Source organism: Streptomyces sp. WZ-12 (genome assembly GCF_028898845.1).
Lineage (GTDB): Bacteria > Actinomycetota > Actinomycetes > Streptomycetales > Streptomycetaceae > Streptomyces.
The window spans coordinates 8,838,232-8,864,651 of the sequence record NZ_CP118574.1 but is presented as its reverse complement, the minus strand read 5'-3'; the positions used below and the strand labels follow the sequence as shown (position 1 = coordinate 8,864,651).

The 26,420-nt window shown below is 71.4% G+C and carries 27 protein-coding genes and 2 riboswitches; of the genes, 14 read left to right on the top strand and 13 right to left on the bottom strand.

Annotation, left to right across the window (positions count from 1 at the left end; genetic code table 11):
* Nucleotide 1: 1 nt before the first annotated feature.
* The 4 genes from PV796_RS38940 to PV796_RS38925 form a co-directional block, all read right to left on the bottom strand.
* Nucleotides 2–1,525 carry a CoA-acylating methylmalonate-semialdehyde dehydrogenase gene (locus PV796_RS38940; protein WP_274918570.1) on the bottom strand — a complete coding sequence of 508 codons (1,524 nt, stop codon included), beginning with the start codon at nucleotides 1,523–1,525 and terminating at the stop codon, nucleotides 2–4.
* Nucleotides 1,526–1,740: 215 nt separating this feature from the next.
* Nucleotides 1,741–1,914, bottom strand: a riboswitch (cobalamin riboswitch).
* An 88-nt stretch (nucleotides 1,915–2,002) separates the two neighbouring features.
* Entirely contained in the window at nucleotides 2,003–2,767 is a 765-nt protein-coding gene (locus PV796_RS38935) for an ABC transporter ATP-binding protein (protein ID WP_274918569.1), read from the bottom strand.
* Complete coding sequence (locus PV796_RS38930; RefSeq protein ID WP_274918567.1) at nucleotides 2,764–3,789, bottom strand: FecCD family ABC transporter permease; 1,026 nt, start codon at nucleotides 3,787–3,789, stop codon at nucleotides 2,764–2,766. The genes PV796_RS38935 and PV796_RS38930 overlap by 4 nt, the downstream gene beginning before the upstream one ends.
* Complete coding sequence (locus PV796_RS38925; protein ID WP_274918566.1) at nucleotides 3,786–4,772, bottom strand: ABC transporter substrate-binding protein; 987 nt, start codon at nucleotides 4,770–4,772, stop codon at nucleotides 3,786–3,788. Before PV796_RS38925 ends, PV796_RS38930 begins: the two co-directional genes overlap by 4 nt.
* Nucleotides 4,773–4,809: 37 nt before the next feature.
* Nucleotides 4,810–4,979, bottom strand: a riboswitch (cobalamin riboswitch).
* 30 nt (nucleotides 4,980–5,009) lie between these two features.
* On the opposite strand from PV796_RS38925, the gene PV796_RS38920 reads away from it, so the two are divergent.
* Nucleotides 5,010–5,726, top strand: a complete 717-nt coding sequence (locus PV796_RS38920) for a ferric iron reductase (protein ID WP_274918564.1) — start codon at nucleotides 5,010–5,012, stop codon at nucleotides 5,724–5,726.
* 55 nt (nucleotides 5,727–5,781) lie between these two features.
* Here the strand turns inward: PV796_RS38920 and PV796_RS38915 are convergent, their stop codons facing one another.
* Together PV796_RS38915 and PV796_RS38910 are read right to left on the bottom strand one after the other, a co-directional pair.
* Nucleotides 5,782–6,609 (bottom strand): dioxygenase family protein, encoded by an 828-nt coding sequence (locus PV796_RS38915; protein WP_274918563.1) that lies wholly within the window; start codon nucleotides 6,607–6,609, stop codon nucleotides 5,782–5,784.
* Between the two features lie 308 nt (nucleotides 6,610–6,917).
* On the bottom strand, nucleotides 6,918–7,889 hold the full coding sequence (locus PV796_RS38910) for a LysR substrate-binding domain-containing protein (RefSeq protein WP_274918562.1): 972 nt from the start codon (nucleotides 7,887–7,889) through the stop codon (nucleotides 6,918–6,920).
* Nucleotides 7,890–8,204: 315 nt separating this feature from the next.
* Between PV796_RS38910 and PV796_RS38905 the strand changes: the two genes are divergently transcribed.
* Complete coding sequence (locus PV796_RS38905; protein WP_274918561.1) at nucleotides 8,205–8,933, top strand: WXG100 family type VII secretion target; 729 nt, start codon at nucleotides 8,205–8,207, stop codon at nucleotides 8,931–8,933.
* A 140-nt stretch (nucleotides 8,934–9,073) separates the two neighbouring features.
* The gene (gene tpx, locus PV796_RS38900) at nucleotides 9,074–9,574 is read left to right on the top strand and encodes a thiol peroxidase (protein ID WP_274918560.1); all 501 of its coding nucleotides are present in this window, start codon (nucleotides 9,074–9,076) and stop codon (nucleotides 9,572–9,574) included.
* 115 nt (nucleotides 9,575–9,689) lie between these two features.
* Here the strand turns inward: tpx and PV796_RS38895 are convergent, their stop codons facing one another.
* Nucleotides 9,690–10,550, bottom strand: coding sequence for a helix-turn-helix transcriptional regulator (locus PV796_RS38895; RefSeq protein WP_274918559.1), 861 nt, complete (start codon nucleotides 10,548–10,550; stop codon nucleotides 9,690–9,692).
* Between the two features lie 207 nt (nucleotides 10,551–10,757).
* Here PV796_RS38895 and PV796_RS38890 point away from each other — a divergent pair, with 207 nt between their 5' ends.
* Both PV796_RS38890 and PV796_RS38885 read left to right on the top strand, forming a co-directional pair.
* Nucleotides 10,758–11,660, top strand: a complete 903-nt coding sequence (locus tag PV796_RS38890) for an MBL fold metallo-hydrolase (RefSeq protein ID WP_274918557.1) — start codon at nucleotides 10,758–10,760, stop codon at nucleotides 11,658–11,660.
* 53 nt (nucleotides 11,661–11,713) lie between these two features.
* Nucleotides 11,714–13,132, top strand: coding sequence for a carboxylesterase/lipase family protein (locus PV796_RS38885; protein WP_274918555.1), 1,419 nt, complete (start codon nucleotides 11,714–11,716; stop codon nucleotides 13,130–13,132).
* Between the two features lie 60 nt (nucleotides 13,133–13,192).
* Here PV796_RS38885 and PV796_RS38880 read toward each other — a convergent pair whose 3' ends face one another.
* The 3 genes from PV796_RS38880 to PV796_RS38870 all read right to left on the bottom strand — a co-directional run bounded on the left by PV796_RS38880 (nucleotide 13,193) and on the right by PV796_RS38870 (nucleotide 15,885).
* Nucleotides 13,193–13,750 carry a DoxX family protein gene (locus PV796_RS38880; protein ID WP_446750659.1) on the bottom strand — a complete coding sequence of 186 codons (558 nt, stop codon included), beginning with the start codon at nucleotides 13,748–13,750 and terminating at the stop codon, nucleotides 13,193–13,195.
* A gap of 175 nt (nucleotides 13,751–13,925) precedes the next feature.
* Complete coding sequence (locus PV796_RS38875) at nucleotides 13,926–14,648, bottom strand: helix-turn-helix transcriptional regulator (protein WP_274918554.1); 723 nt, start codon at nucleotides 14,646–14,648, stop codon at nucleotides 13,926–13,928.
* A 241-nt stretch (nucleotides 14,649–14,889) separates the two neighbouring features.
* Nucleotides 14,890–15,885: a helix-turn-helix transcriptional regulator gene (locus tag PV796_RS38870; RefSeq protein WP_274918553.1), complete on the bottom strand. Its 996-nt coding sequence runs from the start codon at nucleotides 15,883–15,885 to the stop codon at nucleotides 14,890–14,892.
* 92 nt (nucleotides 15,886–15,977) lie between these two features.
* On the opposite strand from PV796_RS38870, the gene PV796_RS38865 reads away from it, so the two are divergent.
* Nucleotides 15,978–16,376, top strand: a complete 399-nt coding sequence (locus PV796_RS38865) for a VOC family protein (RefSeq protein ID WP_274918552.1) — start codon at nucleotides 15,978–15,980, stop codon at nucleotides 16,374–16,376.
* 289 nt (nucleotides 16,377–16,665) lie between these two features.
* On the opposite strand, the gene PV796_RS38860 is transcribed toward PV796_RS38865, so the two are convergent.
* Entirely contained in the window at nucleotides 16,666–17,682 is a 1,017-nt protein-coding gene (locus PV796_RS38860) for a DNA-directed RNA polymerase subunit alpha (RefSeq protein WP_274918551.1), read from the bottom strand.
* Nucleotides 17,683–18,165: 483 nt separating this feature from the next.
* Here PV796_RS38860 and PV796_RS38855 point away from each other — a divergent pair, with 483 nt between their 5' ends.
* The 7 genes from PV796_RS38855 to PV796_RS38825 all read left to right on the top strand — a co-directional run bounded on the left by PV796_RS38855 (nucleotide 18,166) and on the right by PV796_RS38825 (nucleotide 24,436).
* On the top strand, nucleotides 18,166–18,708 hold the full coding sequence (locus PV796_RS38855; protein ID WP_274918549.1) for a DUF1707 SHOCT-like domain-containing protein: 543 nt from the start codon (nucleotides 18,166–18,168) through the stop codon (nucleotides 18,706–18,708).
* Between the two features lie 85 nt (nucleotides 18,709–18,793).
* A complete protein-coding gene (locus tag PV796_RS38850; RefSeq protein ID WP_274918547.1) occupies nucleotides 18,794–19,735 on the top strand; it encodes an ABC transporter substrate-binding protein in 942 nt (313 codons plus the stop codon).
* A gap of 82 nt (nucleotides 19,736–19,817) precedes the next feature.
* Nucleotides 19,818–20,588, top strand: a complete 771-nt coding sequence (locus tag PV796_RS38845) for a (2Fe-2S)-binding protein (protein ID WP_274918546.1) — start codon at nucleotides 19,818–19,820, stop codon at nucleotides 20,586–20,588.
* 84 nt (nucleotides 20,589–20,672) lie between these two features.
* On the top strand, nucleotides 20,673–21,185 hold the full coding sequence (locus tag PV796_RS38840; protein WP_274918545.1) for a DinB family protein: 513 nt from the start codon (nucleotides 20,673–20,675) through the stop codon (nucleotides 21,183–21,185).
* 100 nt (nucleotides 21,186–21,285) lie between these two features.
* Complete coding sequence (locus PV796_RS38835) at nucleotides 21,286–22,254, top strand: LysR family transcriptional regulator (protein ID WP_274918544.1); 969 nt, start codon at nucleotides 21,286–21,288, stop codon at nucleotides 22,252–22,254.
* A 144-nt stretch (nucleotides 22,255–22,398) separates the two neighbouring features.
* On the top strand, nucleotides 22,399–23,355 hold the full coding sequence (locus tag PV796_RS38830; protein ID WP_274918543.1) for an NAD(P)H-dependent flavin oxidoreductase: 957 nt from the start codon (nucleotides 22,399–22,401) through the stop codon (nucleotides 23,353–23,355).
* A 136-nt stretch (nucleotides 23,356–23,491) separates the two neighbouring features.
* The gene (locus tag PV796_RS38825) at nucleotides 23,492–24,436 is read left to right on the top strand and encodes an NAD-dependent epimerase/dehydratase family protein (RefSeq protein ID WP_274918542.1); all 945 of its coding nucleotides are present in this window, start codon (nucleotides 23,492–23,494) and stop codon (nucleotides 24,434–24,436) included.
* A gap of 75 nt (nucleotides 24,437–24,511) precedes the next feature.
* On the opposite strand, the gene PV796_RS38820 is transcribed toward PV796_RS38825, so the two are convergent.
* Entirely contained in the window at nucleotides 24,512–24,826 is a 315-nt protein-coding gene (locus PV796_RS38820; RefSeq protein WP_274918541.1) for a nuclear transport factor 2 family protein, read from the bottom strand.
* 206 nt (nucleotides 24,827–25,032) lie between these two features.
* Between PV796_RS38820 and PV796_RS38815 the strand changes: the two genes are divergently transcribed.
* Nucleotides 25,033–25,575 carry a hypothetical protein gene (locus PV796_RS38815; protein ID WP_274918539.1) on the top strand — a complete coding sequence of 181 codons (543 nt, stop codon included), beginning with the start codon at nucleotides 25,033–25,035 and terminating at the stop codon, nucleotides 25,573–25,575.
* 32 nt (nucleotides 25,576–25,607) lie between these two features.
* Here PV796_RS38815 and PV796_RS38810 read toward each other — a convergent pair whose 3' ends face one another.
* Complete coding sequence (locus PV796_RS38810) at nucleotides 25,608–26,378, bottom strand: PIG-L deacetylase family protein (protein WP_274918537.1); 771 nt, start codon at nucleotides 26,376–26,378, stop codon at nucleotides 25,608–25,610.
* Between the last annotated feature and the right edge of the window lie 42 nt (nucleotides 26,379–26,420).

The following is a 26,420-nucleotide window of genomic DNA, read 5'->3' as shown; positions in this document are numbered from 1 at the left end:
CTCACCTCATGACCGGGATCGTGAAGCTGGCGCCCTCCCTGACGCCGGCGGGCCAGCGGGAGGTGACGGTCTTGGTGCGGGTGTAGAAGCGGATGGCGTCCGGGCCGTGTTGGTTGAGGTCGCCGAAGCCCGAGCGCTTCCAGCCGCCGAAGGTGTAGTAGGAGACCGGGACCGGGATGGGGACGTTGACGCCGACCATGCCGGTGTTGACGCGTCGGGTGAAGTCGCGGGCGGTGTCGCCGTCGCGGGTGAAGAGGGCGACACCGTTGCCGTAGGGGTGTTCGCTGGGCAGGCGCAGCGCCTCTTCGTAGTCGGCGGCGCGCACGACGGACAGGACGGGGCCGAAGATCTCCTCCTGGTAGATCCGCATGTCCGGGGTGACGCGGTCGAAGAGCGAGGGGCCGGCGAAGAAGCCGCCCTCGTGGCCGGGGAGGGTGAAGTCCCGCCCGTCGACGACGAGTTCGGCGCCCTCTTCGACGCCGAGGTCGACGTAGGAGCGCACCCGGTCGACGGCGTCCCGGCCGACCAGCGGCCCGAAGTCGGCGTCCGGGTCGTCGCTGCGGCCGACGCGGAGTTGGGCGATGCGTTCCGTCAGTCGTGCGACCAGGGCGTCGGCAGTGTCCGCGCCGACGGGTACGGCGACCGAGACGGCCATGCAGCGTTCGCCGGCGGAGCCGTAGCCGGCGCCGATGAGGGCGTCCACGGCCTGGTCGAGGTCGGCGTCGGGCATGACGATCAGGTGGTTCTTGGCGCCGCCGAAGCACTGGGCGCGCTTGCCGTGGGCGGCGGCGGTGGCGTAGACGTGGGCGGCGATCGGGGTGGAGCCGACGAAGCCGAGCGCCCCGACGCGGGGGTCGGTCAGCAGGGTGTCGACGGTTTCCTTGCCGCCGTTGACGACGTTGAGCACACCGGGCGGCAGGCCCGCTTCCAGGAACAGTTCGGCGATCCGGTGCGGGACCGAGGGGGCGCGCTCGGAGGGCTTGAGGATGAAGGCGTTTCCGCAGGCCAGGGCGGGGGCGGCCTGCCAAAGGGGGATCATCGCGGGGAAGTTGAAGGGGGTGATCCCGGCGGCCACGCCGATCGGCGAGCGCAGCGAGTGCACGTCGATGCCGGTGCCGGCGTTGTCGCTGAACTCGCCCTTGAGCAGGTGCGGGATGCCGGCTGCGAACTCCACGACGTCCAGGCCGCGTTGGAGGTCGCCGTGGGCGTCGGGGATGGTCTTGCCGTGCTCGGAGGAGAGCAGGCGGGCCAGGGAGTCCTTGTCGCGCTCGGCGAGTTGGAGGAAGCGCAGGAGGACCCGGGCCCGGCGTTGGGGGTTCCACTCGCCCCAGGCGCGTTGGGCCTCGGTCGCGTCGGCGATGACGGCCTCGGTCTCGCCGCGGGTGGCCAGCGGGACGCGTGCCTGGACCTCGCCGGTGTTGGGGTCGTAGACGTCGCCGTGGGCGCCCGAGGTTCCCGGGGTGGGCTTGCCGCCGATGAAGTGGGTGAGTTCGCGGGCGGGTTGGGGAGTGTGTGCACGGACCATGGTTGCCTGCTCTCGTCAGGTGGGATCCGGGGATGGCGCGCCGGGCCGCGCCGCGCGCGGTGGCGGGCGGGCCGTGGGGACGCGGGATCGCGCAAGGCGGAAGGACCGCTCAGGCGGCGGGGGCCGCGGAGGCGGTCCTCCCCGCCCGTCCGGGCGGTTGACCAGGCTCGCGGGTACGCACCGGTGCCATGCGTGTCTGCTCCATCCTCGTGGACAACACGGAACGCCCCACGGCCGGTATCCTGACTTCCGGATCGGCGCGCGCCGCCCGCCTTCCCGACCTCTTACACGTCAGTGGCGTACTGCTCGACGGCGTGCTCCCCGGTAACAGTGGCGGGACCGTGCCGGATTCGCACCGGCTTCCCTGCACCGTGGGCCTCGCTCTCGAATATATAGTTGGACGTCCTAGTAAATCTACCCCTGACCGCACACCGGCCCCCTGCCTGGCCGCGGGCAGGGGGCCGGGGCGGGCGCCCGTCAGGGCAGCACGACGATGTTCGGCTTGCCCTTCACCGGGTGCATGCTGACCTCCGTCCGCACGCCGTAGACCTCGGCGATCAACTCCTCGGTCAGTACGGCCTCCGGGGCGCCGTCGGCGAGCAGTCGGCCCTGGTCGAGGACGCAGACGCGGTCGCAGAAGGCCGCGGCGAGGTTGAGGTCGTGGACCGCAATGACGGCCGTGACGCCGAGCGCCCGGACCAGTCGCAGGGCGTCGAGTTGGTGGCGCAGGTCCAGGTGGTTGGTCGGCTCGTCGAGCACCATGACCGACGGTTGTTGGGCCAATGCCCGGGCGATCAGCACCCGTTGCTTCTCGCCGCCGGAGAGCCGGTCGAAGCGCCGGTCGGCCAGTTCGGCCACGCCCAGCGATGCCAGCGCGGAGCCGACGGCCTCGGTGTCGTTCCGGCCGTCCGCCTGGAACGCCCGGCGGTAGGGGGCGCGCCCCATCGCCACCACGTCCCGGGCGGTCAGGCCGAAGTCGGCGGGCATCTCCTGGAGCACCGCGGCGAGCGTGCGGGCGACTTGGCGGGCCGGCAGGTGTCGGATGTCCGTGCCGTCGAGCAGGACGCGGCCGGAGCTCGGCCGCAGGGCCCGGTAACAGGTGCGCAGCAGGGTGGACTTGCCGGCCCCGTTCGGACCGACCAGCCCGACCACTTCGCCCGGTCCGGCCCGTAGCGAGACGGCGTCGACCAGGGTGCGACCGGCCACCTCGACGGTCACCGACTCGATGCGCAGTTCGCTCACGCCAGCCCCTTTCGGTACATCAGCCACAGGAAGGTGGGACCGCCGGCCAGGGCGGTGACGATGCCGACGGGGATCTCCTCGGGGCTGATCACCGTGCGGGCGAGCAGGTCCGCACCGATCAGGAAGACCGCTCCGAGCAGCGCGGCGACGGGCAGGGCGCGGCGGTGGTTGGCGCCGACCAACAGCCGGGTGATGTGCGGCATCATCAGGCCGACGAAGCCGATCGCTCCGCTGACCGCCACCATGACCCCGGTCAGCAGGGCGCACAGGACGAAGAGCAGGGCCCGGAAGCGCCCGACGTCCAGCCCCAGTGCGGCGGCGGCCTCGTCACCGGCCAGCAGCACGTTCAGGTGCCTGGCGGTGCCCAACAGGGCGACGGTGCCGAGCAGTACGGCGGCGGCCGGCAGCCACAGGGCGTCCCAGCCGGTGCCGCCCAGTCCGCCGAGCATCCACTGGAGCGCCGACTGGGCCTTCTGCGCCTGGTCGGAGGTGACGATCAGGAAGCTGGCGACGGCCGACAGGACCTGTCCGGTGGCGACCCCGGCGAGGATCAGTCGGACCGTGGTCATCCGACCGCCGGCCCGCGCCAGGGCGTAGACGATCAGCAGGGCCGCCAGTCCGCCCAGGAACGCGGCGGCGGAGACCGAGTAGTGCCCGAAGACCGTGACGCCGCAGACCACCACCAGGACGGCACCGACGCCGGCGCCTGAGGAGATGCCCAACAGGCCGGGATCGGCAAGCGGGTTGCGGACCAGTGCCTGGAGCGCCATGCCGCAGACCGACAGTCCGGCGCCCACCGTGGCGCCGAGCAGCACCCTGGGCATCCGGACGTCCAGCACGATGGTCTCCCGCACCCGCGGCCAGTCGGCGTCGACCAGGGACGGCACGACCCGGTGGGCCAGGATGCGCCAGACCTCCCCGGGCGGCACCGCGACCGAGCCGAGGGCGACCGCGCAGGTGGCCGCCGCCAGCAGCAGTACGGCCAGTCCGGCCACCACCGCCGCGTACCGGTATCGGGTCACCGGAAGGAGTCCGGGTGAAGCTGCCGGGCCAATGTCTCGACGGCCGCCGGCACCCGCACGCCCAACACCGTCGAGCTCAACGGCAGTACGGCGAAACGCTGGTGGCGAATGGCCGGCACGTCCTTCAGGGCGGGCTGGGAGAGTAGGAAGTCCTTCTTGGCGGAGACCGGGGTGTCACCGTAGTCGTAGATCACGATGACCTCGGGGGCGCGCTGGGCGACCTGCTCGAAGGAGACGTTGCCGAAGGTCTTTTTGAGGTCGGCGAAGACGTTGCGGCCCCCGGCCCGCTTGACCATGTCGTTGCCGATGCCGGCGCCGCCGGCGGTGAACGCGGTCTGTTCCCCGCTGTCGTAGACGAACGTCTTGACCGGTTGGGTGCCGGCCAGTCGGGACGCGACGCCGTCCAGGGTGTGGTGATGGGAGGCGACCAGTTCCTCGGCCCGGTCCGACACCCCGAAGATCCGGCCGATGGTGCGGATCTCGCGGTCGTCGGTGTCCTGGGTCACCGGCCCGCCGGGGCAGTTCTCGATGTTGAGGTAGGTGTCGATGCCGGCCTTGCCGAGTGTGGGCCGGCCGCGGCCCTGGGACTGCTCGAAGGCGCTGGCGAAACCGCCGTAGACGAAGTCCGGTTCGGCGGACAGCAGCGTCTCCTCGTCGGGGTACCGCTTGGCCAGCACCTTGATCCCGTCGTAGGCGGCCCGGTACTGCGGCAGCACGGCGTCGTCGCGGTAGGCGGTGCCGACCATGGATTTCTTCAGTCCCAACGCCAGCATGATCTCGGTGGCGTGCTGGTTGAGCGTCACCGCCCGGGTCGGTGGGCGCTGGTAGGTGGTGGTGACGCCGCAGTTGTGCACGGTGTAGGGAAAGCCCTTGGCGGCGGGCGCCGAGGAGGTCGAGCCGGACTTGGGGGTGGCGGAGCCACAACCGGCGACCAGCAGCAGGCCGAGGGCCGCGGCCAGGCCGGGAAGCACGCGTATGCGCATGACGAAGGGAAGATCCTCTCACCGGAACCGGGCCGGAGTCGGGGTACGGCAGTGGGCCAGTCTCCTGACTCCCGGATCAACGCTCCCCCCGGCCTTCCCGCCTTGCGGCCGTGGCCTTTTGGTGAGGTTCGCTCCCCGGTCACAGTGGCGCGACCGCGCCGGATTTGCACCGGCTTCCTGGCATCCGCCCACAGTCTACGGGGTCGGTTTTCCCCGCGTGTGACAGGATGTCCGGCCGTGACTGCCTCCCCCGAAACCGACCGCGCCCGGCGGATCCTGCCGCAACTCGCCGGCCTCGGCCGGTTCTTCGACGTCGGTACGGGCGCGGTTCCCGTCGGGGCCCGCCCCTGGGCCGAGTTGGCGACCGACCGCGCCGCGCTCGCCGGCCGGGTCGACGGTGTCGCGCTCCGCCTGGCGCCGGTGGAACGACGGGTGGCGGCCTCGGTGATGTTCCAGGGCCTGGCGGCCCGGGTCTGGTCCCCGCTGATCGGCTCCCACCTCTGCCACGGCGCCCTGCTCGACCTCTCCCCCGACACGCTTGCCTGGCTCCCCGCGCCGGGCGGCGCGGTGCCGCTGCATTACGCCCGGCCCGCCGTACACCGCGATGCCGCACCGACCTTGGTGTACGAACGGGGGCTACGCCTGCTGGAGCCGGTCGCCGCGGCGCTGCGGGAGCTGCTGCCGATCTCCCCGCGGGTGCTGTGGGGCAACTCCGCGTCCACGGTGGCCGAGGCGCTCGGCGCCGTCACCGCGGCCCGCCCCGATCTGACGGAACGGGCCCGGGAGTTGGGCGCGGTGTTGACCGGGCACGGCCGACATGCGGGACTGGGCACCTGGATACCCGGCTCACCTCGACCCAACTTCGGCTACCGACGCTTGAGTTGCTGCCTCTACCACCGCAAGTCCGGCGTTGCGCCGTGCGGGGACTGCGTGCTCCGCAGCCGCGAGCGGTGACGGCTGCCCGGTCGAGCCGTCGACCGCCACGAGCAGCCGGCCTTGCGCACGCTGGTCATTCCCGGCGCCACAGCGCCGTCACGTTGGGCGGCTCCCAGCCAGTCATCGACGTGTGGGCCTGCACACAGCGGTAGCTGCCGCCCTGGTAGGTGACCCGGTCGCCCGCGGGGTAGGAACGGCCGGGCGTCCAGGCGCCGCCCGGCAGGTCGGTGGGGTCGCCCGGACCCGGCGTCCCGTCGACGTCCAGCACGAAGTCGAAGGTGCCCTCTTTGCCGTTCCCGGCCCCGCGGACGTTCATCAGCAGCGCGGGATCGAAGAGCGTGTCGGTGGAGTTGCGCGGTTCGCCGGGGAAGTAGAGCTGGGTGGTCAGTACGGGCTCTCCGGGGGCCTGCACCTTGACGTGAAGGTGCCGCGTGCGGCCCGGGTAGAGGCCCGGGACGACCGTGGTCAGCGAGAACGCTCCACCCCTTTCCGTGAACTGATGGCCGCGCAGCGTGTAGCCGGCCATGTCGTAGTCGCCGGCGTCGTCGGCCTGCCAGAAGTCGAGCAGCACAGCGGAGAGCGGGGCGCAGTGCCGGCCGAAGACGTAGCCGCTGACGGTCAGCGGGGTGCCCGGCATGCCGGAGTCCACCAGGTTCTTCCGCAGCGGGGAGTTGGGCTTGAAGTAGGGGCCCTCGATCTGGTCGTGAGTGGGCCCGTCCCCGTCGTCGCAAGCGGGTGTCACGGAGAGGGGGTGCCCTTGGCCGGCGGAGTCGCGGGCGAGCGCCACCGTGCCCGAGGACAGCAGCGGGACCGCGGCACCGGCGGCGACGGCCGCCTTCAGCAGGCTCTTGCGACTGATCGGCCGGCCGGAGCCGGCGTCGCGGCGTGGAAAGGGTGTCATGGCGATCCTCGGTCTCCTGGGTGGGGAAGGAAGAGGGGCAGGGCGTGCCTGACAGGTGACGGACCGGAGAAAAACGCGGCCGCGTTGACCGTGCACGGCGCGGCGCGCGAGCGGCGCCATGCCCTTCGCAGGGCCGTGCCTGGCGCGGTCACCGTAGGAGACGGTAGGGGCAGCGGTGGCCGTTCGGCGAGATACCGTGCGATCCCTCTGGACAGCGTTATGGACCGGAATGAGCCTGCGGTGGCCTCCGCCCGCCCCGGCTTCAGGCCGGGTCTCCGCGGACGGTCAGACGGCGCCCTCCTCCAGCGCTACGGCACAGCGGGGCGCCGGTCGGGTCGCACGGCCCGTCTGGCGCGCCAGTCCGTGTAGGTGTCGCAGCGCACCGCCGTGCGCGCGTGCGCACGCAGGGCCTGCGCCAACAGCGTTGCCGCGGTGTCGGCCCGCTGGTTCGCCGGGTGCCAGCCCAGCAAGTGCCGCCAGTGCAGCGGCGTACCGGCGAGAGGTCGGGTGGTCAGGCCGGGTGTCGGCGGGAAGGTGGCCCGGCACAGGCCCACCGCGCGCCTCACCTGCACCAGGTGCGCGCAGGAGGCGGTGTCCGTCTCGTACATGCGGCGGGGGCTGAAGCCGGCCCGGGCGCAGGCGACGGTGAAACAGTCCCCGAAACAGCCGTCGCCCGGTACGCACACCCACGCCTCCTTCGCCAGGGCGGCCAGGTCGACCTCCCGGCTGCGGGCGAGCGGGTGGCCGTCGGCGAGCATGACGAAGACCGGGTCGACGGCGATATCTCGCCAGGCGAGGTGCGGGGCGCCGGGCGGTGGCGCGGACCCGCAGGCCCCGGCGAGCGCGAAGTCCAGGCGCCCCTCGGCCAGCAACTCGGCGAGCTCGCGCTCGGACCAGGAGACGTGGGTCGTCACCGTGGTGTCCGGGGCGGCGTCGGCGAGCCGGTCCAGCAGCGCGCCCAGCAGCGGGCCGGGGGTCGCGCCGAGCCGCAGCCGCTCGGCTCCCCGCCCCGCGCAGGTGAACCGGGCGGCCTCCCGCTGGAGTTCGCTCACCGCGGGCAGCACGACCCGCGTGCGCTCCAGAACGAGTTCACCGAGCGCCGTGGCCCGTACGCCGTACCTCCCGCGCTCGAAGAGCGCACCGCCGAAGGCCCGCTCGATCCGTCTGAGCTGCGCGCTGAGCGCGGGCTGGGCGAGCCCCAGCGCCGTCGCCGCTCTGGTCAGGCTGCCCGCGTCAGCGATCGCGCGGAGGATCCTCAGGTGTCTCAACTCCAGCTCCATGAAGGGAGTTTGCACATGACAGAGACAGCGGACACGCAGTTCTTGAAAGTTCAGGTTTTGGGCTCAAGCGCGCCCCCGTCTGGCGGGAACACCCCTTCACCCGGCCACATCCGTGCGTTGTTCAACCGGCAGGAAGTGGGCACCGGCGCCGGGGGCGCCGCCTCCCGCACCCTCGGGCGGGTGGCGAGCGCAGCGACCTCGATGCCCAAGTCCACCACGCCTCCTGAACGAAACCTGACCGTTCGTTTGCCTCGCTTTTGAGTGCCGGCGCTACGTTGCAACGACGGGGCGGATCAGATTCGGGGGGAGCGCGCGGTGGCACTGGAACTACCCGACGCGGTGGTGTCGTTTCTCGACTTCATCGGCGTCCACTGGCCCAACGTCAACGAGGACAAGGTCCGCGAATTCGCCGAACACGTAAGGGAGTTCAGCAACAACCTCCAGCAGAGTCACCAGGACGCCAGCTCGCTGGTCGAGCAGCTCTCCGAGGTCTATCAGGGCCAGTCCTACGAGGCCCTCATGTCCAAGTGGAGCCAGATGTCGTCCGGTCACATGCAAGAGCTGATCACCGCGTGCAACACCGTGGCGACCGCCCTGGACGCCGCGGCCGGCGTCATCGTGGGCATGAAGGTGGCGGCCATCGCCGAACTGGTCGCGCTGGCCATCTCGTTCGTCGCGGACCAGGCCGCCGCGGCCGTCACCTTCGGCATCGCCGAGGCGGCGGAGGCCGGCATCATCGCGGCGGCCCGCAAGGCGACGAGCTATCTGGAACAGCAGTTGGAGCAGTACGTCATCGGCGAGGTGATCGAGGCCGCCATCACTCCGCTCGTCGAGGTGGTCGGGAAGGCGGTGAGCGGGCTCGTCTACGAGGGCACCGCCAAGGCCCTCGGGGTGCCCGCCGGCGGGGGCGGGGCGGGCGGCAGCTTCTCCGTCCACCCCCAGGAGCTGCATGCCCGCTCGGAGACGCTGGCCTCGCACGCCCAGACGGTCGCCTCGCACGCCGAGAACTTCACCAGCAAGGTGAGCGGCGTGAGCTTCGACTGACGCTCCGGACCCTGATCACCGGGGAGCGGCCGGGGCCGCTGCTCGCCCAGCGGTCGAGGGGTCGCCTCGCCCGGAGTGCACCCGTGCGCGCTCGATAGGATCGGGGCGTTGGCACAAGCACTCTCAGGAGGCGTTTTCTCATGGCGAAGGTCACGTTGAAGGGCAACCCGGTTTCGGTCGGCGGCTCCCTTCCCCAGCCGGGCGACACCGCTCCGGCGTTCACGCTGGTCGGCGCGGGCCTGGCGGACCGCTCCCTCAAGGACTTCGCCGGCAAGCGCAAGGTCCTCAGCATCTTCCCCAGCGTCGACACCCCCACGTGCGCGGCCTCCGTGCGCAAGTTCAACTCCGTGGCCAGTGAGCTCGCGGACACGGTGGTGCTGTGCATCTCCGCCGACCTGCCGTTCGCGCAGGCGCGCTTCTGCGGGTCGGAGGATCTGGAGAACGTCCACAACCTGTCCGCCTTCCGCAACCGGGAGTTCCTCACCGAGTACGGCGTCGCGATCGAGGACGGCCCGCTGGCCGGCCTGGCGGCCCGCGCCGTGATCGTGCTGGACGCCGACGACAAGGTCGTGCACGCGCAGCTCGTTTCGGAGATCTCCGAGGAGCCGGAGTACGACGCCGCCCTCGCCGCACTGAAGTAAGCGCGCGCCCGGGCCGAGCCCGGAGCAGGGTTAATGATGCCGGCCCGCCGTCCGTTTCCGCCCGGGGACGGACGGCGGGCCTGCGCATGCCGTCAGTGCGGGCCGACGCATGCCGTCAGTGCACCGGGTCGGCCGCGGCCCCTCGTACCAGCCCTCTGAGCGTGTCCTCCGAGCGGCTCCCTTCCTCCGCGGTGACCAGGACCAGTGACTGGTCAGGCGTGCGGGCGAGCACGAGGATCTGTTGGGTGACCGTGAGCTCGCCCGCCAGCGGATGGCGCAGCCGATACCCGTCCGCTTCGCACGGCCGGATCCGGTGGTCGCTCCAGAGCGCGGCGAACTCGGCGGACTGCATGGACAGTTCGCCGACCAGCGCGGCCAACAGCCCGTCCTCGGGGTGGCGTCCGGCGACCTGCCGCAGATGCCCGACGACCGCCCGTGCCTTGCGTTCCCAGTCCGCGTAGAGGTGTCTGGTGTGCGGGTCGAGGAAGGTCATGCGGGCCAGGTTCGGCCGGTCGGCGGGGCGGTCGGGCGCCGTGGGTTCGAGGTGTCCCGCGAGGAGGGCACGGGCCGGGGCGTTCCAGGCCAACACGTCCGTACGGCGGCCCAGGACCAGCGCCGGGGTGGGCCCGACCGACCGCAACAGGTCGCGGGTCAGGGCGTCGACGCGTTCCCCGGGAGGGCGGCCGAGGGGCCGTGGGCGCCGGACGGCGAGCTCCCGCAGGTGGGTCCGCTCGTGCTCGTCCAGGCGTAGGGCGCCGGCGAGCGCCGCCAGCACGCCGTCGGAGGCGCGGACCGGCTGGTCCTGTTCGAGGCGGGTGTAGTACGAGACGCTGACGCCCGCCAGCTGCGCGACCTCCTCGCGCCGCAGCCCCACCACCCGCCGTACGCCGGGCAGCGCCGGCAGGCCCACGTCGTCGGGCCGCAGCCGCGCCCGTCGGGCCCTTAGGAACGCACCGAGTTGGGGGAAATCCGCCATGCCCCGAGTATGCCCGCCGCCCCGTCCACCAGCCTGCCCCTGCCGTGCATAGGCACAGCCCGGGACTGGTCTCCACCGCGCCCCGGCGCCAGCGTGGGAACAGCCACGGCACCAGGCAACCGCAGCACCCGACAACAAGGGCGCCGGAAACCAGAGGTGCCAGGCACCGGCAACACGGGCAATATCGGCACCAGGACGGGATCTGCCATGCAAGACATCGTGCTCGGGGACGTTTCGCTCACCCGGATCGTCGAGTACTACGGATCGGTCGAGTTGGCCCCGGCAACCTTCTTCCCCGAGGCGCCGGCACGTGCCTGGCACGAGCACCGTGCCTGGCTGGCGCCGGACTTCGTCGACCCCGACGCGAACGTCTGCGTCAGTGCGATCCAGACCTGGCTGCTGCGCAGCGAGGGCCGCACGATCCTGGTCGACACGGGCGTGGGCAACCACAAGGAACGCCCGTACTCGCCGGTCTGGAGCCGCCTCGACACCGACTTCCTCGGCGAACTGGCCCGGGCGGGCGTGCGGCCGGAGGACGTCGACCTCGTCATCAACACCCATCTCCACGTCGACCACGTCGGCTGGAACACCCGGCTCGACGGCCGTGCCTGGGTGCCGACGTTCCCCAACGCCACCTACCTGATGCCACGCCGCGACTTCGACTTCTGGAACCCGGCGAACGGCCACACCGCCAGGCTGGGGCGCGGCAACCAGAACGTCTTCGAGGACAGCGTGGCGCCGGTGCACGAGGCGGGGCAGGCCCTGCTGTGGGACGACGGCCACACCATCGACGCCAACCTACGGCTCGAACTCGCCCCCGGACACACGCCCGGTTCCTCGATGTTGGCGCTGGCCTCGGGCACCGACCGGGCACTGTTCGTCGGTGATCTGCTGCACACCCCGTTGCAGTTCGTGGCACCCGACACCAATAGCTGCTTCTGTGAGGACCCGGCCGCCGCCCGCGCCACCCGCCGCCGACTGCTCGGACGCGCCAGCGACACCAACTCCCTGGTCCTGCCGGCGCACCTGGGCGGACACGGCGGGGCGGAGGTCGTCCGCGACGGCGACACGTTCGCGATCAAGGCATGGGCACCGTTCGCCCGCATCTGACTCCGGTGAATCCACTCGCCCGTCTATTCGCCCCCTGAGAGCAGGAGAGTTCCGTGTCCGATCTGATCGTGGCCACGGCCGACGGGGCCGTCCGCGGCGCCGCCACCAGCGAGGGCGCGGTGCGGCGTTTCCTCGCCGTCCCCTACGCCGCGCCCCCGCGGGGCATCGGCCGTTTCACGCCGCCCCTCCCCCACGCGCCCTGGACGGGCGTGCGCGACGCCGTCGCCCCGGGGCCCACCGCGCCGCAGCCGCGCCGCGACGCCTTCGGCTCCCTCGACATGTCGCCCTACTTCGGCCCCGGTTGGATCCGCGGCGACGCTCACCTCACCGTCAACGTGTGGGCCCCGCGCGACGCCGAGCGGTGCCCGGTGATGGTGTTCGTGCACGGCGGCGGCTTCGTCGCCGGTTCGGGCCGCGCCCCCCTCTACGACGGCGCGGCGTTCGCCCGGGACGGCGTGGTCCTGGTGACCCTCAACTACCGCCTCGGCATCGCGGGCTTCCTCGACCTGCCCGGGGCACCGCCCAACCGCGGCCTGCTCGACGTCATCGCCGCGCTGCGCTGGGTGCGACGCACCATCGCGGTCTTCCGCGGCGATCCGGGCAACGTCACGCTGTTCGGCCAGTCTGCCGGGGCCACGCTCATCGCGGGGCTGCTCGCCGAGCCCTCGGCGGCCGGACTGTTCCGGCGCGCGATCGTGCAGAGCGGCAGCGGCCTGGGGGCGTTCTCCCCCGAACAGGCCGCCCGGGTGACGCACGCCGCCGCGGCAACGCTCGGCATCGCGCCGACGGCCGCCGCCTTCGCCGACGTCCCCGACGACCAACTCATCGCGCTCATAGCCAAGTTGAACGGTCTGGATCTCCGAACACCGGAGCGTGACGACCCCCTCATGGGGCTCAGCCCGTTCAGTCTCGTGCGCGAACGGCAGCCCGCCGAGAGCCCGCTGACCCGCGTCGACCTCCTCGTCGGCACCAACGCCGAGGAGGCCAATCTCTACCTCGCACCGCAGGGGAACCTGACGACCTCGACCGCCGAGGACGTCCGCCGAACCGCGGCCGCCGCACCCGGCGATCCCGACGCGCTCATCGCCGCGATCCGGGCCCGCCGGCCGGGCGCGGGCCACGGCGAGGTACGTTCGGCGCTCCTCGCCGACGCCCTGTTCGGCAACGGCAGCCGCAGACTGTTCGAGGCGCACGGCGACGCCCACGTCTACGAGTTCGCCTGGCGCTCACCGGCCGTCGACGGCCACCTCGGCGCCGCGCACACCGTGGAACTCCCCTTCGTCTTCGACCGCCTCGACCTGGCGGAACTGCGCGGGCCACAAGGGTTGTTGGGCCCGGCCGAGCCGCCCGCGTCGCTCGCCGCGGAGATGCACGCGGCCTGGATCGCCTTCGCCCGCAGCGGCAACCCGGGCTGGCCGCCGTACGGACCGGAACGACGGGTCCGCCGCTTCGGTGCGGACGCTCGAAGCTGACCCCGGCGCGGCATCGCCAGGCATCGTCGTCGTAGGCCGGTGGCGTCGGCTGGGCGCGGTTCACAGGCTCAGGGCGATCGCGGCGCCGACCCCGCCCAGCCCGAGGGCGAAGGCCGCGGCAGCCCAACCTCCATTTCGCCAGGGGAAGAGCCGGTCCACCGCCAGTCGGCCGGGACCGGTGGCGGCGAGGGCCAGGGCGACCAGGGCGATGCAGACGCTGTACTCCACGCCGCCCTCGGTCTCCCACAGGCCGTGGGCCCCGGTGACGCTTGCCATGGCGTTGATCATCACGCCGATGAGGGCCGCGGCTGCCAGCGGCGTGAACAGTCCGAGAGCCAGGCCGAGGCCGCCGAGGAACTCCGAGAGGCCGCCGATCACCGCGAAGAGTTTTCCGGGCTGGTAGCCGAGGGCTTCGAAGCCCTTGGCGGTGGCGGTGAGCCCCTTGCCCCCGAGGATTCCGAACAGTTTCTGGGAACCGTGTCCGGCCATCAACAGCCCGAAGGTCAGCCTGATGAGCAGGAGGCCCGCGTCGGGGGCGAACGAGGCCGTCGTGGTGGAGCGTGACGTCGCCATGGCTGTTGGTGACGAGAGGAGGTGGGTGAGGCGTTTGCTGTTCATGGGGTGCTCCGGTCGTGCATGCCGGACTGGTCCCGATGGTCGTTGCCGGCGGCCGCCTCGACGCTGTGGCGTGGTGCTGGCCTGACTGGCCGCGCTCAGTGCGAGCGCCGGGTGGCGTGGGCGGCACCCTCGGTCGGCAGCTCGACGACGTTGCTGTGGTGCAAGGGGTTGCGCATCACTCCGTGGTGGGGCCCAACTGCACGCAGCAGTCCCCGGGGCGTGGGGCGAGCGTGGCCACTACGCCACTGACCCGCAGGCCCTCCAGGTAGCCGGTGAGGAAGGCGTGGTTCATGCCGCAGACCAGTTCGGGCGCCTTCGCCGCCAGGGGATGGAACGGGCAGTTGCGCAGCCGGAGTCGGGTGGGGTTTTCGCGGACCGGCTCGAAGCCGTGCTGGTCAAGCATCCGCTCGCAGACGCTCAGTCCACGTTCTGCGCCGAGCCGGCCGGGGCGGGTCGTCTCCCGTTCCTGCTCGCCCAGTTCGCGACCGCGCCGGCCGGCTGTCCGGACGGCGGCGTGGGCCGCGGTTTCGCCGTCGCCGTCGGTCAGGACGGCTTCCAGCAGGAGGTCGGCCAGGAGTTCGTGACGGCGGTCGGGGATGCTGACGTGGATGTGACTGTCGGTGGGTTCGTAGACCTTGGGCTGGCGGCCGACCTTGCGGATCCCGCCCGGTGATGCGTAGCGGGCGCGCAGGAGGCCGGCGTCGACCAGCTTGTCGAGGTGGAAGGCGGCGAGCTTGCGCGAGATGCCCACGCTGGCGGCCGCCTCGTCCCGGGTCACGGGGCGGGTTTGCCGTCGGATGAACGCGAACATCCGCCGCCGGGAGTCCTCCCCGAGGACGCTGACGGATGCGATCGCCGCGTCACTCTCGGGAGGCTGCGGCGTTGCATCAGAGGCCACGCCTTCACGGTATCGCGCACCGCGATAGGCGCAACGAACGAACCTACGTACTTCTACGGCCCGGGGAGTGCGCGTCTTGACGCCCCTCTGGCATAAGACCAAGATTTGTTGGCGAAAAGGGAGAGGCGAAGAGGTGATCGGCATGGCCGAGTCGCCGCACGAGTCAAGCCCGGCGGCCGGTCGGCGCCGTACCGGCCGGTCCGTACGCCCACCCCTTCCATCTGACCTTGATTCCTCGCTCTCAGGCATGGCGGGCGTAGGACGCGAGGCGATCGGCGAACGCGCTGACGAGGTCGCGCAGTTCATCGGGGCGCTCGATGGCGAACGGCCGGTCGAGCGCGGCGAGTACCGGCGGCAACCAATCGAGCCGCTCCGCCCGTAGCTCGACGCGCCGCCAGCGCTCGGCGGCCCGGTCCTGGCCTGCCGCGGGCTCGGGCCCGGGCTCGTCCAGGCTCGCGACGCTGGCGGGAAGTTGGGCCCGGATCTGCTCAACTGTCCCGTGGATCCGCAGGGTCACCTCGTGCTGGTACTCGGCCGCGGCGAACCCTGACACCACGCGCTGTGCCGGATCGGGACCCACGGGTGCTTCGAACGAGCCGGGCAGGGTTCTGGCGTCGGCGATGCGGTCGAGCCGGAGGGTTCGGTCCTCGTCGAGCCGGGCGTCCTTGCCGGTGACGTACCACCGGCCGGAGTGGGCGACGATCCCGTAAGCGTGCAGCGTGCGTTCGCTGTGCCGTCCGTCGCGGTCGGTGTAGCGGATGGCGACCGGTCGGTGGTTTCGCACCGCATCGGCGAGGGTGAGCAGGACCCCGGAGTCCGGGGTGTCGAACTCGCCGGGCTGCCCCGTGAAGGCAAGGGCCTCCAGGAGCGCGTCGAGGCGGCGGGCGATGTGCTGGGGCAGCACCCGCCGGATCTTCGCCGATGCCGTCTCGTTGGCCGTGCGTTCCGTCGTCGTCAGCCCTGTTCGGCGGCCGGCGATCAGGCCGAGCAGCACGGCCAGCGCCTCGTCGTCGCCGAGCATGAGCGGAGGCAAGCGGTAGCCGGGCGCGAGCCGGTACCCGCCGTAGCGGCCGCGCACCGACTCCACGGGCACGTCGAGGTCGATCAGTTGGTCCACATACCGCCGCACGGTGCGTCCTTCGACGCCGAGCCGGTCGGCGAGTTCGGCCACGGTCCGGGTGCCGCCGGACTGCAGCAGCTCCAGGAGTGTCAGCACGCGGCCAGTGGGTCGAGGCATGCGCACAACCTAGCGCGAATACAGGACCGATTCTGTCCACTATTTCTCCTAGCCTGCGCAGTGCACGCCTCCAGCACAGTCAGGGAGATCCCATGGACTTCGTCTCGATCCGCATCATCACCAGCGACGTCGCGCGCCTCGTCGAGTTCTACGAGCGAGCAACCGGGGCGCGGGCGACGTGGGCGACCGAAGACTTCGCCGAACTCAAGACCGCGGGCGCAACCCTCGCGATCGCCGGCACCCGCACCGTCCCGCTCTTCGCCCCGGGCTCCGCTCGCCCGGCGGCCAACCACAGCGTGATCACCGAGTTCCTCGTCGACGACGTGGACCGCGTTCACCAGAACCTGACCGGCTTCGTCGCCGACTTCGTCACCGAGCCCACCACGATGCCGTGGGGCAACCGGTCGCTGCTGTTCCGCGACCCCGACGGCAATCTCGTCAACTTCTTCACCCCCGTCACCCCGGCGGCCATCGAGAAGTTCGCGCGTTGACGCCACGCGCGGTCGCTCACGCGGGAGCCCTGGGATTCCAGGGCTCCCGCTGAACGCGGCCGCCGAGCCCAACGGCCCCACCAGCGGGGGACGTTGGAACGCGTCGCTGACTCCGAAGGACGTTCGCGCCAGTGCCTGCGGATCGGTGCCGGACGTCCGCCGTGCACCTGGCTGGAAGCGGCAGTCTCCCGCTACGGCGGACGGCGGGCAAAGGCGACGGGGCGACAGTCGGACGCTGATCGCCGCCTTCCACGAGTCAGCCGCGTGATGAGGACGCCCTCGCGCCGGCTCAGTACTGCTCGGTCTCGGTAAAGCCCGTGTCGTTGCCCGCGTCGAAGGCGTCGGCCGCGGCGCTCGGGTCGAATCCGGGTGGGCTGTCCCTGAACGTGAGGCCCATGGCGGCGAGTTTCGCCTTGACCTCGTCGATCGACTTCGCACCGAAGTTGCGGACGTCGAGCAGGTCCGCCTCGCTACGTGCCACGAGCTCGCCCACGGAGTGGATGCCCTCGCGCTTGAGGCAGTTGTAGGAGCGGACGGTGAGCTCCAACTCCTCGATCGGCACCGCCAGATCGGCCGCCTGCGCGGCGTCCGTCGGGGACGGGCCCATGTCGATGCCCTCGGCGTCGATGTTCAGCTCGCGGGCGAGGCCGAACAGCTCCACCAGCGTCTTACCGGCCGAGGCCATCGCGTCGCGCGGACGCATCGCCTCCTTGGTCTCGACGTCGACCACCAGCTTGTCGAAGTCGGTGCGCTGCTCGACACGGGTCGCCTCGACCTTGTACGTGACCTTGAGCACCGGCGAGTAGATCGAGTCGACCGGGATCCGGCCGATCTCCTGGCCGACCTGCTTGTTCTGAACGGCCGAGACATAGCCGCGACCGCGCTCGACGGTCAGCTCCAACTCCAGCTTGCCCTTGCCGTTCAACGTGGCCAGGACCAGGTCGGGGTTGTGCACCTCGACACCGGCCGGCGGCGCGATGTCCGCGGCGGTGACCAGGCCGGGCCCCTGCTTGCGCAGGTACATCACGACCGGCTCATCCTGTTCGGAGGACACCACCAACTGCTTGATGTTCAGAATCAGGTCGGTGACGTCTTCCTTGACCCCGGGCACGGTGGTGAACTCGTGCAGCACGCCGTCGATGCGGATGGACGTGACCGCCGCACCCGGGATCGAGGAGAGCAGGGTCCGTCGCAGGGAGTTGCCCAGCGTGTAACCGAAGCCGGGCTCCAACGGTTCGATCACGAACCGGGAACGACATTCCTCCACGATCTCCTCGGTCAACGAGGGTCGCTGAGCGATCAGCATGAGGTGTTGCCTCCAGTCTTCGCCACCCACAAATTTGATGCCGTGCCACCGGACGGCAACCCGATGTCGGTAGGACCTAGAGTACGGGCGATGCGGATCACTGGCCGCATGCCTCGCGCAGACTGTGGACGACACTGCGTCGACCGGCAGGTTGGCCTGGTAGCCGTCGTTGGTAAGTACGTCGTCAAGCGCAGCAATGTCCAGCGGACGAATGAGTTCACGCGTGCGGTGTTGACGACGGAGCCCACCCCCTGACGTCGCAGCGGATTGCATCGCCGAGCACCGTGGCGGCCGGTGGCATGGCCGACCCCGGCCCTGTCGACGGCAGTGTGCCACTCGGACCGGCGGAATGCCCGTGGAAAAGCAGCCGCCCGGGCTCGGCGACGCAGGGTCTGCGGCCAACGGAAGGCCAACGGAAGGAGCAGACACCGCTCCACGGACCTTGGAGCGTGCGCATCGCCGGTGCGGCAGTAGGCTGACGCGGTGACTCCCTCACCGGAAGACTCGCCGCCCCGGATAGGCGAAGACGACCGTGATGCGGCCGTGCGGCGTCTGCAACAGGCGTATGCCGAACAGCTCATCTCCCACGAGGAGTTGGACGCACGCCTCCACCAGGTGCTCTCCGCCAAGGAGCACAGCGAGCTCGTGTCGGCTCTCGCTTCGCTCCCGGAGGAGGACCCGGGCACCGCGTCGACGATCGCCGCCATCAGCGGACGGATCCAGCGGCGCGGCGCATGGCGGGTGCCTCGGAACCTCAAGGTCGATTCCGCCTTCGGAAAGGTGCGACTGGATCTGTCCCGGGCGATCATCGAGCATCCGGTCGTCGACATCGAGCTGCAACTCGGCACCGGTGGGGCCAGGATCACGGTGCCCCGCGACGCGGTCGTTGACGTAGAGGGCCTGCACACCACGTGGAAGGACCTGCGCTACAAGCCCCCACGGGATCCGCGCCCCGGCGGGCCGACGATCCGGATCTCCGGGGCCCTGGGGTTCGGACGCTTGGAGATCCGTCACGCCCGGCGTTGAGCGCCCTGCGGAAGCCACCGAGCCGCACTCCTGCGCCCGGGGTCTGTCCAACCCCGATCCGTCGGGCAGGCCCTAAGGTCGACGCATGCACATCGTCTCCCTGCTGCCGGCGGCCACGGACATCGTGGCCGAACTCGGGCTGACTGCCGACCTGGTGGGCCGCACCCACGAATGCGACTGGCCGCCGGAGGCCGTCGCCGGGGTGCCCATCGTCACGGCTGCCGACTTCTCGGCGGACGCGATGACCAGCCGGGAGATCTCCGACGCGGTGGGCGGCGCCTCTCACTCGGGTTCCTCGCTCTACGCCCTCGACGCTCAGGCCCTCGCCGCCCTCGCTCCGGAGGTGGTCCTCACGCAGGACCTCTGCGAGGTGTGCGCGGTGTCGTACGGCAGCGTCTCCCGGGCCGTCCGGATGCTGGAGGCGGACACCAAGGTACTGAGCCTGGAACCACGCACCCTGGGCGATGTGTTGGACTGTCTGGTCACCGTCGGCACGCTGTTGGGTGTTCCCGAGCGCGCCGAGCGACGGCGGGAGGAGCTGCGCGCGCGGCTGGCGAAGGTGCAGCGGCTGACCGCAGATCGGCCGCGGCCGCGCGTGGTGGCCATCGAGTGGCTCGACCCGCTCTGGCCCGCGGGGCACTGGGTACCGGAGCAGATCACCTGCGCGGGCGGCTCACCGATGCTCGCGGCGCCGGACGAGCACACCGAGCCGATGGAGTGGAGTGCGGTACGCGCCGCGCGCCCGGACGTCCTCCTCATCCTGCCCTGCGGCTTCAGTCCCGAACGCACGTTGCGGGAGCGCGGTCTGCTCACCGAACTGCCTGGCTGGGACGAGTTGCCCGCCGTGCGCGAGGATGCGGTCTGGGTGCTCGACGGTCCTGCCTACTTCAACCGGCCGGGCCCCAGAGTGGTGAGAGGTGCGGAGGTCCTGGCACACGTCCTGCACTCCGTTGAGGCGGGTGCCCCCGTGACGGCGGGTGAGGCGGTCCGCCTGTCCGCAGCCGGGACCCCCCGGTCCGGTGCGTGAACCGACCCGACCCGCCCGTACCGTTGCCATCCCGCCCGCAACCCCCAACCCGCACCGGGGAGGACCGATGCCACAGGAACCGATGACTGCGGTCCTTCGCCGCGCCGCCGCCGTGGGACCGTTCTTCGCCGTGCGGACTGACGCCGGCACACCGCGGGACCAGGGCTTCCTCCCCCTGTCGGAGCTCTCTCTCGGGAGCTCCGTACCGACGTTGCGCAACCGCGTGGAGACGGTGGCCGCACGGCTCGGGACGACGGAGCGGCGGGTCGCGGCGTCCCTCGTGTACCAGGGACTCGCCGGGCGCCTGTGGTCGATCGCCCTCGCACCCGCGGTGCTCGCGGGGCGCGTCCCGCATCTCGGCGGCGAGGCCCTGTGGTGGCATCCGGAGCGGAGCACGCCGGACGAACTCTGGCTCCCCTCCCCGTCCGCACTGCCGTCGGCCGCTGCGAAAGTCCCGGAGGAGGACCCGGAGGAGGGCTTGGGCGAGGGACTGGACGAGGGACCGGTGGGCCGGCTGCGGGCGGCCGTGCTGCACGGTCATCTGGTTCCGCTGCAACGCGCCGTCGTCACCGTGTCCCCGCTCTCCTCCCAACTCCTGTGGGGCAACGCGGCGTCGGCGCTGGTCGGTACCCTCCGGGTGTTGGTTGGTTGGTGCCGCCAGGAGGGCCGCGGGGAGGCGGCGGAGCGGGCCGTGGCGCTGGCCGCCTCCCTGCTGAACGATCCGCTGCTGCGCGACACGGGCACGCTGGATCCCGCCGGTCCCGGATTCTCCCGGCGGAGCTGCTGCCTGTACTACCGCGTTCCTGGTGGGGGGTTGTGCGGAGACTGCGTGCTGCGGCGGACCGTTCGGTAGGGCGCGGCACAGCCGGGCCTGGCCCGTTGGCCCGCCGCGCCGGCCCGCCTGCCAGCGGATTGGACCGCCGACGATAATCGACCGATGACCACCATCGAACGCCCCATGCCGCCCCTGAACGTCGATGAGCGCACCACGCTCGAAGGTTGGCTCGACTTCCACCGCACGACGCTCGCCATGAAGTGCGAGGGGCTGGACGATGAGCAGGCCGCGGTCGCGTCCGTGCCACCGTCCGGCTTTACGCTGACGGGCCTCGTCCAGCACCTGGCGGAGGTGGAGCGGAACTGGTTCCGCCGGGTGTTCGCCGGAGAAGAAGCCCCGCCCCTCTACGATCCGCAGGCTGATCCGAATGGTCCCGACGGTGGCTTCGAGTTGGCCGAGAGCGCCACGTTGCGCGACGCTCTCGCCACCTGGCGCGGGGAAATCGCCCGCGCCCGCGCGCTCTGCGCCGGCCGTGCCCTGACGGACACCGGTCGCTTCATGGGGCAGGACGTCAACCTCCGCTGGATCTACGTCCACATGATCGAGGAGTACGCCCGCCACAACGGCCACGCCGACCTGCTCCGGGAACGCATCGACGGCGCCACCGGCGTATAGCACCGCCCAGACAGTGTCCGCCAGGCATGCTGCCCCCGCCCGGCCACGCGAGCTGCTCGGCGGGGCCAGGGTTGCCGGACACGGCACTGCCGTCGACGACGTGAGCGAGACCATCAAGTCCCGTCCTGTGGAGGTCACCGTGCAACTGTCCGACCTGCGGATCTACTTGGCCGTCGCGCGCACCCGCGGCATCACCAGAGCCGCTCAGGAACTGCACACCGTGCAGTCGAACGTCAGCGCCCGGATCCACGCGTTGGAGAAGGAGCTCGGTGCTCCGCTGTTCCGTCGGCATGCCCGGGGCGTGGCGCTGACGAGCGTGGGCGAGCGGCTGCTGCCGTACGCGGAGCGCATCGACAGGCTGGTCGACGAGGCGCGGCACGTCATCGGCGACGAGGCGGATCCGAGTGGACCGTTGCGGATCGGCTCCATGGAGACCACCGCGGGTCTGCGCCTGCCCGGTGCCCTCGCCGCCTTCATCGAGGACTGCCCACGCGTCGACCTGTCACTGGCCACCGGGTCGACCGAGCAGCTCATACGGGACGTGCTGGCATACCGTCTCGACGGCGCGCTGGTCAGCGGGCCGGTGCGGCAGCCCGACCTGGTGGAGACACCGCTGTTCGACGAGCGCCTGGTCCTGCTCACGGCCCATCGGATCACCGACCTGGATGCCGTGCTGACCGATCCCAAGATCCTCGTCTTTCGGACCGGTTGCTCCTATCGACGGCGGTTGGAGAGCGTCCTACGGGCACGGGGCGCGGTTGGCGTTCGCTGTATGGAATTGGGGACGTTGGACGGCATCCTCGGCTGTGTCGGGGCGGGTATGGGAGTCAGTCTGCTGCCCGCTGCCGTCGTCGAGCGGCACGCCGCCCGCGACCAGGTCCGGGTGCACGAGCTGCCGGAGGCGGAGGCGGGCGCGCAGACCGTCTTCGTCCGGCGCGCCGACGCGCCACCCCTGCCCGCGTTGACGCGGTTCCTCACGCATGTGCAGGCGGTGGAGCCGGGGCCACCCGTCCTGCGCATGGTCGGGAGTCCGCAGCGGCGGGTGGTGTGCCGGTCCGATGCCCGTTGACCATCGGAGAGTTCGCTTCCGGCGATGGCTCCCATCACCAGCAATCGTTGGATCTGAAGTCCTGGCGAACCTACTGTCCCTCTTGACGCCGCACCGCCGGACGCACGGCCAACGGGCCGCCGCCTGAACGAAGGGGACTTCGCCTTGCTGACGACGCGCTTCACCCACGCCCTCGGAATCGAGCACCCGGTGGTGCTCGCCCCCATGGACTTCGTCTCCGGGGCCCGCCTCGCCGTGGCGGTGTCCGCCGCAGGCGGGCTCGGCCTCATCGGCGGCGGCTACGGCGACGAGCAGTGGCTGAAGGACCAGTTCGCCGCCGCGGCTGGCACCCGGGTGGGGTGCGGCTTCATCACCTGGAGCCTGGCCCGTCGCCCCGAACTTCTCGACATCGCCCTGGAACACCAACCCGCCGCCGTGATGCTGTCGTTCGGCGACCCGACGCCGTTCGTCGACCGGATCCGCGGCGCCGGCGTGCCACTGATCTGCCAGGTCCACACACTCGAACAGGCCCGGCGGGTCCTCGATGCCGGCGCGGACGTCGTCGTCGCGCAGGGCGGCGAGGCCGGCGGGCACGGCGGGGGCACACGCTCGACGTTCACCCTCGTCCCCGATGTCGCGGACCTGATCGCCGACCGCTCCCCCGACACGCTGCTGTTGGGCGCCGGTGGCGTGGTGGACGGTCGCGGACTCGCCGCCGCGCTCGCCCTCGGCGCGGACGGTGTCCTGGTCGGAACCCGGTTCTGGGCGACGGAGGAGGCGGTGGTCTCCGATCGCGCCCAGGCCCGTGCGTTGGCGGCCGGCGGCGACGACACCGTGCGCACCAGGGTCTACGACATCGTGCGGCAGTACGACTGGCCGGCCGAGTACGACGGGCGGCTGCTGCGCAACCCGTTCATCGACCGGTGGCACGGTCATGAGTCCGCGCTCGACGCTCATCTTGCCGAGGCCGCCGCGGAGTTCAGGGCCGGCGTCTCGGCGGAGGACTACGACGTCGCGGGGGTGATCGTCGGCGAGGGGGTGGGCCGGGTCGGGGAAATCCTGCCCGCGGGAGAGGTGGTGCGCCGGATGACGCGGGACGCCGCCGCCCGGTTGGGTCGGTAGGCCCCGCGGGCTGCGCAGTCACTGCGTCCGCTACCCCCGTGCCCCGGACCGGATGCCCACTGACACGAACACAGCTCTCGGGGTGCCTGGCGCACTCGCCGCAACGTGCGCCCCGGGGCCGCGCTACTGTGCCGGGGTGAGTCTCTACGTCGTCATAGGATTCGGGCCCGCGGGGGCGGCCACGGCGCGGCTGTTGGTCGAACGGGGCCACTCGGTACGGGTCGTCACCGCGTCGGGCCGGGCCGCCGAACCAGGCATCGAACACCTCGCGTTGGACGCGTCGGACGCCGCGCGTCTGACCGAGGCCGTGCGGGGCGCCACGGCGATCTTCAGTTGTGCCGCGCCTGTCCTGCCGCGTTGGGCGACTGACTGGCCGCCGCTGGCCTCGGCGTTGTGCGCGGCGGCCGAGGCGGCCGGGGCCGCCTTGGTCATGTTGGGCAATCTCTACGGCTACGGCCCGGTGGACCGGCCCCTGACGGAGGAGTTGCCGCTGGCGGCGACCGGCCCCAAGGGGCGGGCGCGCGCGGCCGTTTGGGAGCAGGCGCAGGCGCTGCACGAGCAGGGTCGGATCAAGGCGGTCGAGGTGCGGGCCTCGGACTTCTTCGGGCCCGGGGTGACCGACGGCGGGCACCTGGCCGCGCGGGTCATGCCACGGCTGCTGCGCGGCAAGCCGGTCTCCACGTTGGGAGACCCGAACGCCCCGCACGGCTGGACCTATCTCCCCGACGTGGCCCGGGCGTTGGTCGAGATCGCGGGCGAGGAGCGGGCGTGGGGACGTGCCTGGCACGTCCCCACGGCGCCCGCGCTGTCCGTCCGGGAGATGGTCGACCGCCTCGCGGCGCGCGCGGAGACGGGCCCGGTCGCGGTGCGCCCGCTGTCCCCGGCCGTGTTGGGCCTGGCGGGCCTGTTCTCCCCGCTGATCCGCGAACTCAGGGAAACCCGCTACCAGTTCGACCGCCCGTTCGTGGTGGACGCCAGCGCCTACGAGGCGGAGTTCACGGTCCGCGCCACCCCCATCGACGAGCAGATCAGCGCAACGGTGGACTGGTGGCGCGCACGCCTGGCTGCCGCAGCCAACTGACGCCCCCCGCACGCGCCCAGGCGGCGAGCACCGCCTGGGCCTGTTCGGCGCCCCCGCCCGACCGGCACTCCCCGCTCAGGCCTGCCCGGTCTCGAAGCGGGAGATCTTGTCGCCGGAGACCGTGAAGCGCCATGCGGTGCGCATGGCTCCCCAGCGGTCGTTGGTGTAGTTGGCCACCAAGGCGGTCCCGCCGTCCGCCACGGATTCGACGTCCATCCGGCCGTTGCTGCCAAGGGCCTCACTCTGGAGCCAGTCGCGGAGGTCGCGGTCGGTGCCGTCGTCGCTCATGGTCGCGTCCGGTGTGAGCAGGCCGAAGAGGTCGTTGCTGTCACCGGTGTTGAGCGCATCGACGAACTTCGCGACGACCGGGTCCAAGTCGTTGAGGGGCATGCTGCCTTGCCTCCAAGGGTGCGGAAAATGGCCCCCTCCTCAACGAACGCCTGACCGCGAGGTCACCCGACGTCGCCCCATTCGGTGGCGTCACCGAAAGTGGATTCCTTCGTCCGAAAAGTGATAAGCCGCCGCCCCCCGCCCCCTCGGCCGACTACCGTACGGATACGCCCTGCTGCCCAGTGCAGTCATCCGAGGAGGAATCCGTGTCTTCGCTCTACGACCCCCAACACGCTCCCGTCGGCGATGTGGGCGCGGCGCTCATGATGATCGACTCTCGGCTGAAGAGCATCCACGACGGCAAGACCGGTACCGACCCCGAGCAACAGGAGTTGATCGACCAGTTCACCGCGTCGCTGGGCCCCAAGGGGGCCAATGACGTACTGGATGGCGCGTGCACGCTCATCTATGTGTTCATGACGTGGCTGCGGAAGGCGCATCAGGAGCACGACAAGGACGTCATCGAGTACGTGGTGCCCAGCCTCGTGGCCACGATGCGCATGATGCCCAAGAGCGTCCGCCCGGAGGCCATCCCCACCATGGCGGGCCTGGTCATCGCGGCGGGCACCGGTCTGAGCCCCAACCTGTGGCGCAGTCAGTACGGTTACTGGACCGAGGCGGAGATGACTCCCCTGGAAGTCACCGCCTTCCTGCTCGCGGAGCACATCAACCGCATCACCGACGACCCCGACTTCGCCACCCGCATGGTCACCGAGGCGCTGTCCAGTGCGGACGAGGACGAGGACTGACGCGGGGATCAGGACGAAAGCCGGCGCGCGGTTCAGGTGGTCAGCTCCGTCTGGACCGGGGTCGTCGCCTCCGTGGGGACGGGGGTGTGACGGATGTACCACTCGGTGGCCAACAGTTCTTCCCGGTCGGACGGGGACAGGGCGGCGAGCCGGCCCGGCAGGGCACCGCGCGCCACTTCGGAGCGGTGGGCCAGGACGGCACCGATCTTCTGTGCCCTCCATGGTCGGACGTCGACGGTCGCGGTGATCCACTCGTCCGGGACGCTGAGCATCGGCCGGCCCTCCCGGACCAGGCGGGGGCCCAACGCCCGTGCGGCGGAGTGCGGATGGGTGGCCAGGTAGAGGGCGCTCGGTCGCCAGGGGGCGCCGGCCTCCGGGTAGCGCCGGTCCAACCCGGCGGCGTGCACGGCCAGTACGGTCACCCGATGGGTGTGGACGTGGTCCGGGTGGCCGGTCATTCCCCCGTAGGCGTCGTGGGTGACGACGATTTCCGGGCGGAACTCCCGGATGTGCCCGACCAGTCGGCACACCGCCTCGTCGAGCGGGGCGTCACAGAACCGGGGACTGTTCGGGGCGGATTCGGGCACCTTCGCGTCGGCGTAGCCGAGCAGGCGGGGTGCGCCGGCGCCCAGGATGCGCAGCGCATCGGCCAGTTCCGCGGCGCGCCGGCTGCCTGCCGTCCAGGTCGCGGTGACGACCGCGGTGCGGGCGCCGCCGGCCGCGTGGCGGGCCAGCACGCCACCCGCCGACAGGGACTCGTCGTCCGGGTGCGCGAAGACGGCCAGGAGACTGGGAGGACGCATGGCCGGATCAGCTCCCTCTCTCTGCTGCTTGACCCGCACATC

Coding starts and splice junctions, on each gene's coding strand:
- PV796_RS38940 (WP_274918570.1), bottom strand. CDS start 1,525: ATGGTCCGTGCACACACTCCCCAACCCGCCCGCGAACTCACCCACTTC.
- PV796_RS38925 (WP_274918566.1), bottom strand. CDS start 4,772: ATGCGCATACGCGTGCTTCCCGGCCTGGCCGCGGCCCTCGGCCTGCTG.
- PV796_RS38915 (WP_274918563.1), bottom strand. CDS start 6,609: ATGACACCCTTTCCACGCCGCGACGCCGGCTCCGGCCGGCCGATCAGT.
- PV796_RS38910 (WP_274918562.1), bottom strand. CDS start 7,889: ATGGAGCTGGAGTTGAGACACCTGAGGATCCTCCGCGCGATCGCTGAC.
- tpx (WP_274918560.1), top strand. CDS start 9,074: ATGGCGAAGGTCACGTTGAAGGGCAACCCGGTTTCGGTCGGCGGCTCC.
- PV796_RS38895 (WP_274918559.1), bottom strand. CDS start 10,550: ATGGCGGATTTCCCCCAACTCGGTGCGTTCCTAAGGGCCCGACGGGCG.
- PV796_RS38890 (WP_274918557.1), top strand. CDS start 10,758: ATGCAAGACATCGTGCTCGGGGACGTTTCGCTCACCCGGATCGTCGAG.
- PV796_RS38880 (WP_446750659.1), bottom strand. CDS start 13,750: ATGAACAGCAAACGCCTCACCCACCTCCTCTCGTCACCAACAGCCATG.
- PV796_RS38870 (WP_274918553.1), bottom strand. CDS start 15,885: ATGCCTCGACCCACTGGCCGCGTGCTGACACTCCTGGAGCTGCTGCAG.
- PV796_RS38865 (WP_274918552.1), top strand. CDS start 15,978: ATGGACTTCGTCTCGATCCGCATCATCACCAGCGACGTCGCGCGCCTC.
- PV796_RS38860 (WP_274918551.1), bottom strand. CDS start 17,682: ATGCTGATCGCTCAGCGACCCTCGTTGACCGAGGAGATCGTGGAGGAA.
- PV796_RS38850 (WP_274918547.1), top strand. CDS start 18,794: ATGCACATCGTCTCCCTGCTGCCGGCGGCCACGGACATCGTGGCCGAA.
- PV796_RS38845 (WP_274918546.1), top strand. CDS start 19,818: ATGACTGCGGTCCTTCGCCGCGCCGCCGCCGTGGGACCGTTCTTCGCC.
- PV796_RS38840 (WP_274918545.1), top strand. CDS start 20,673: ATGACCACCATCGAACGCCCCATGCCGCCCCTGAACGTCGATGAGCGC.
- PV796_RS38820 (WP_274918541.1), bottom strand. CDS start 24,826: ATGCCCCTCAACGACTTGGACCCGGTCGTCGCGAAGTTCGTCGATGCG.
- PV796_RS38810 (WP_274918537.1), bottom strand. CDS start 26,378: ATGCGTCCTCCCAGTCTCCTGGCCGTCTTCGCGCACCCGGACGACGAG.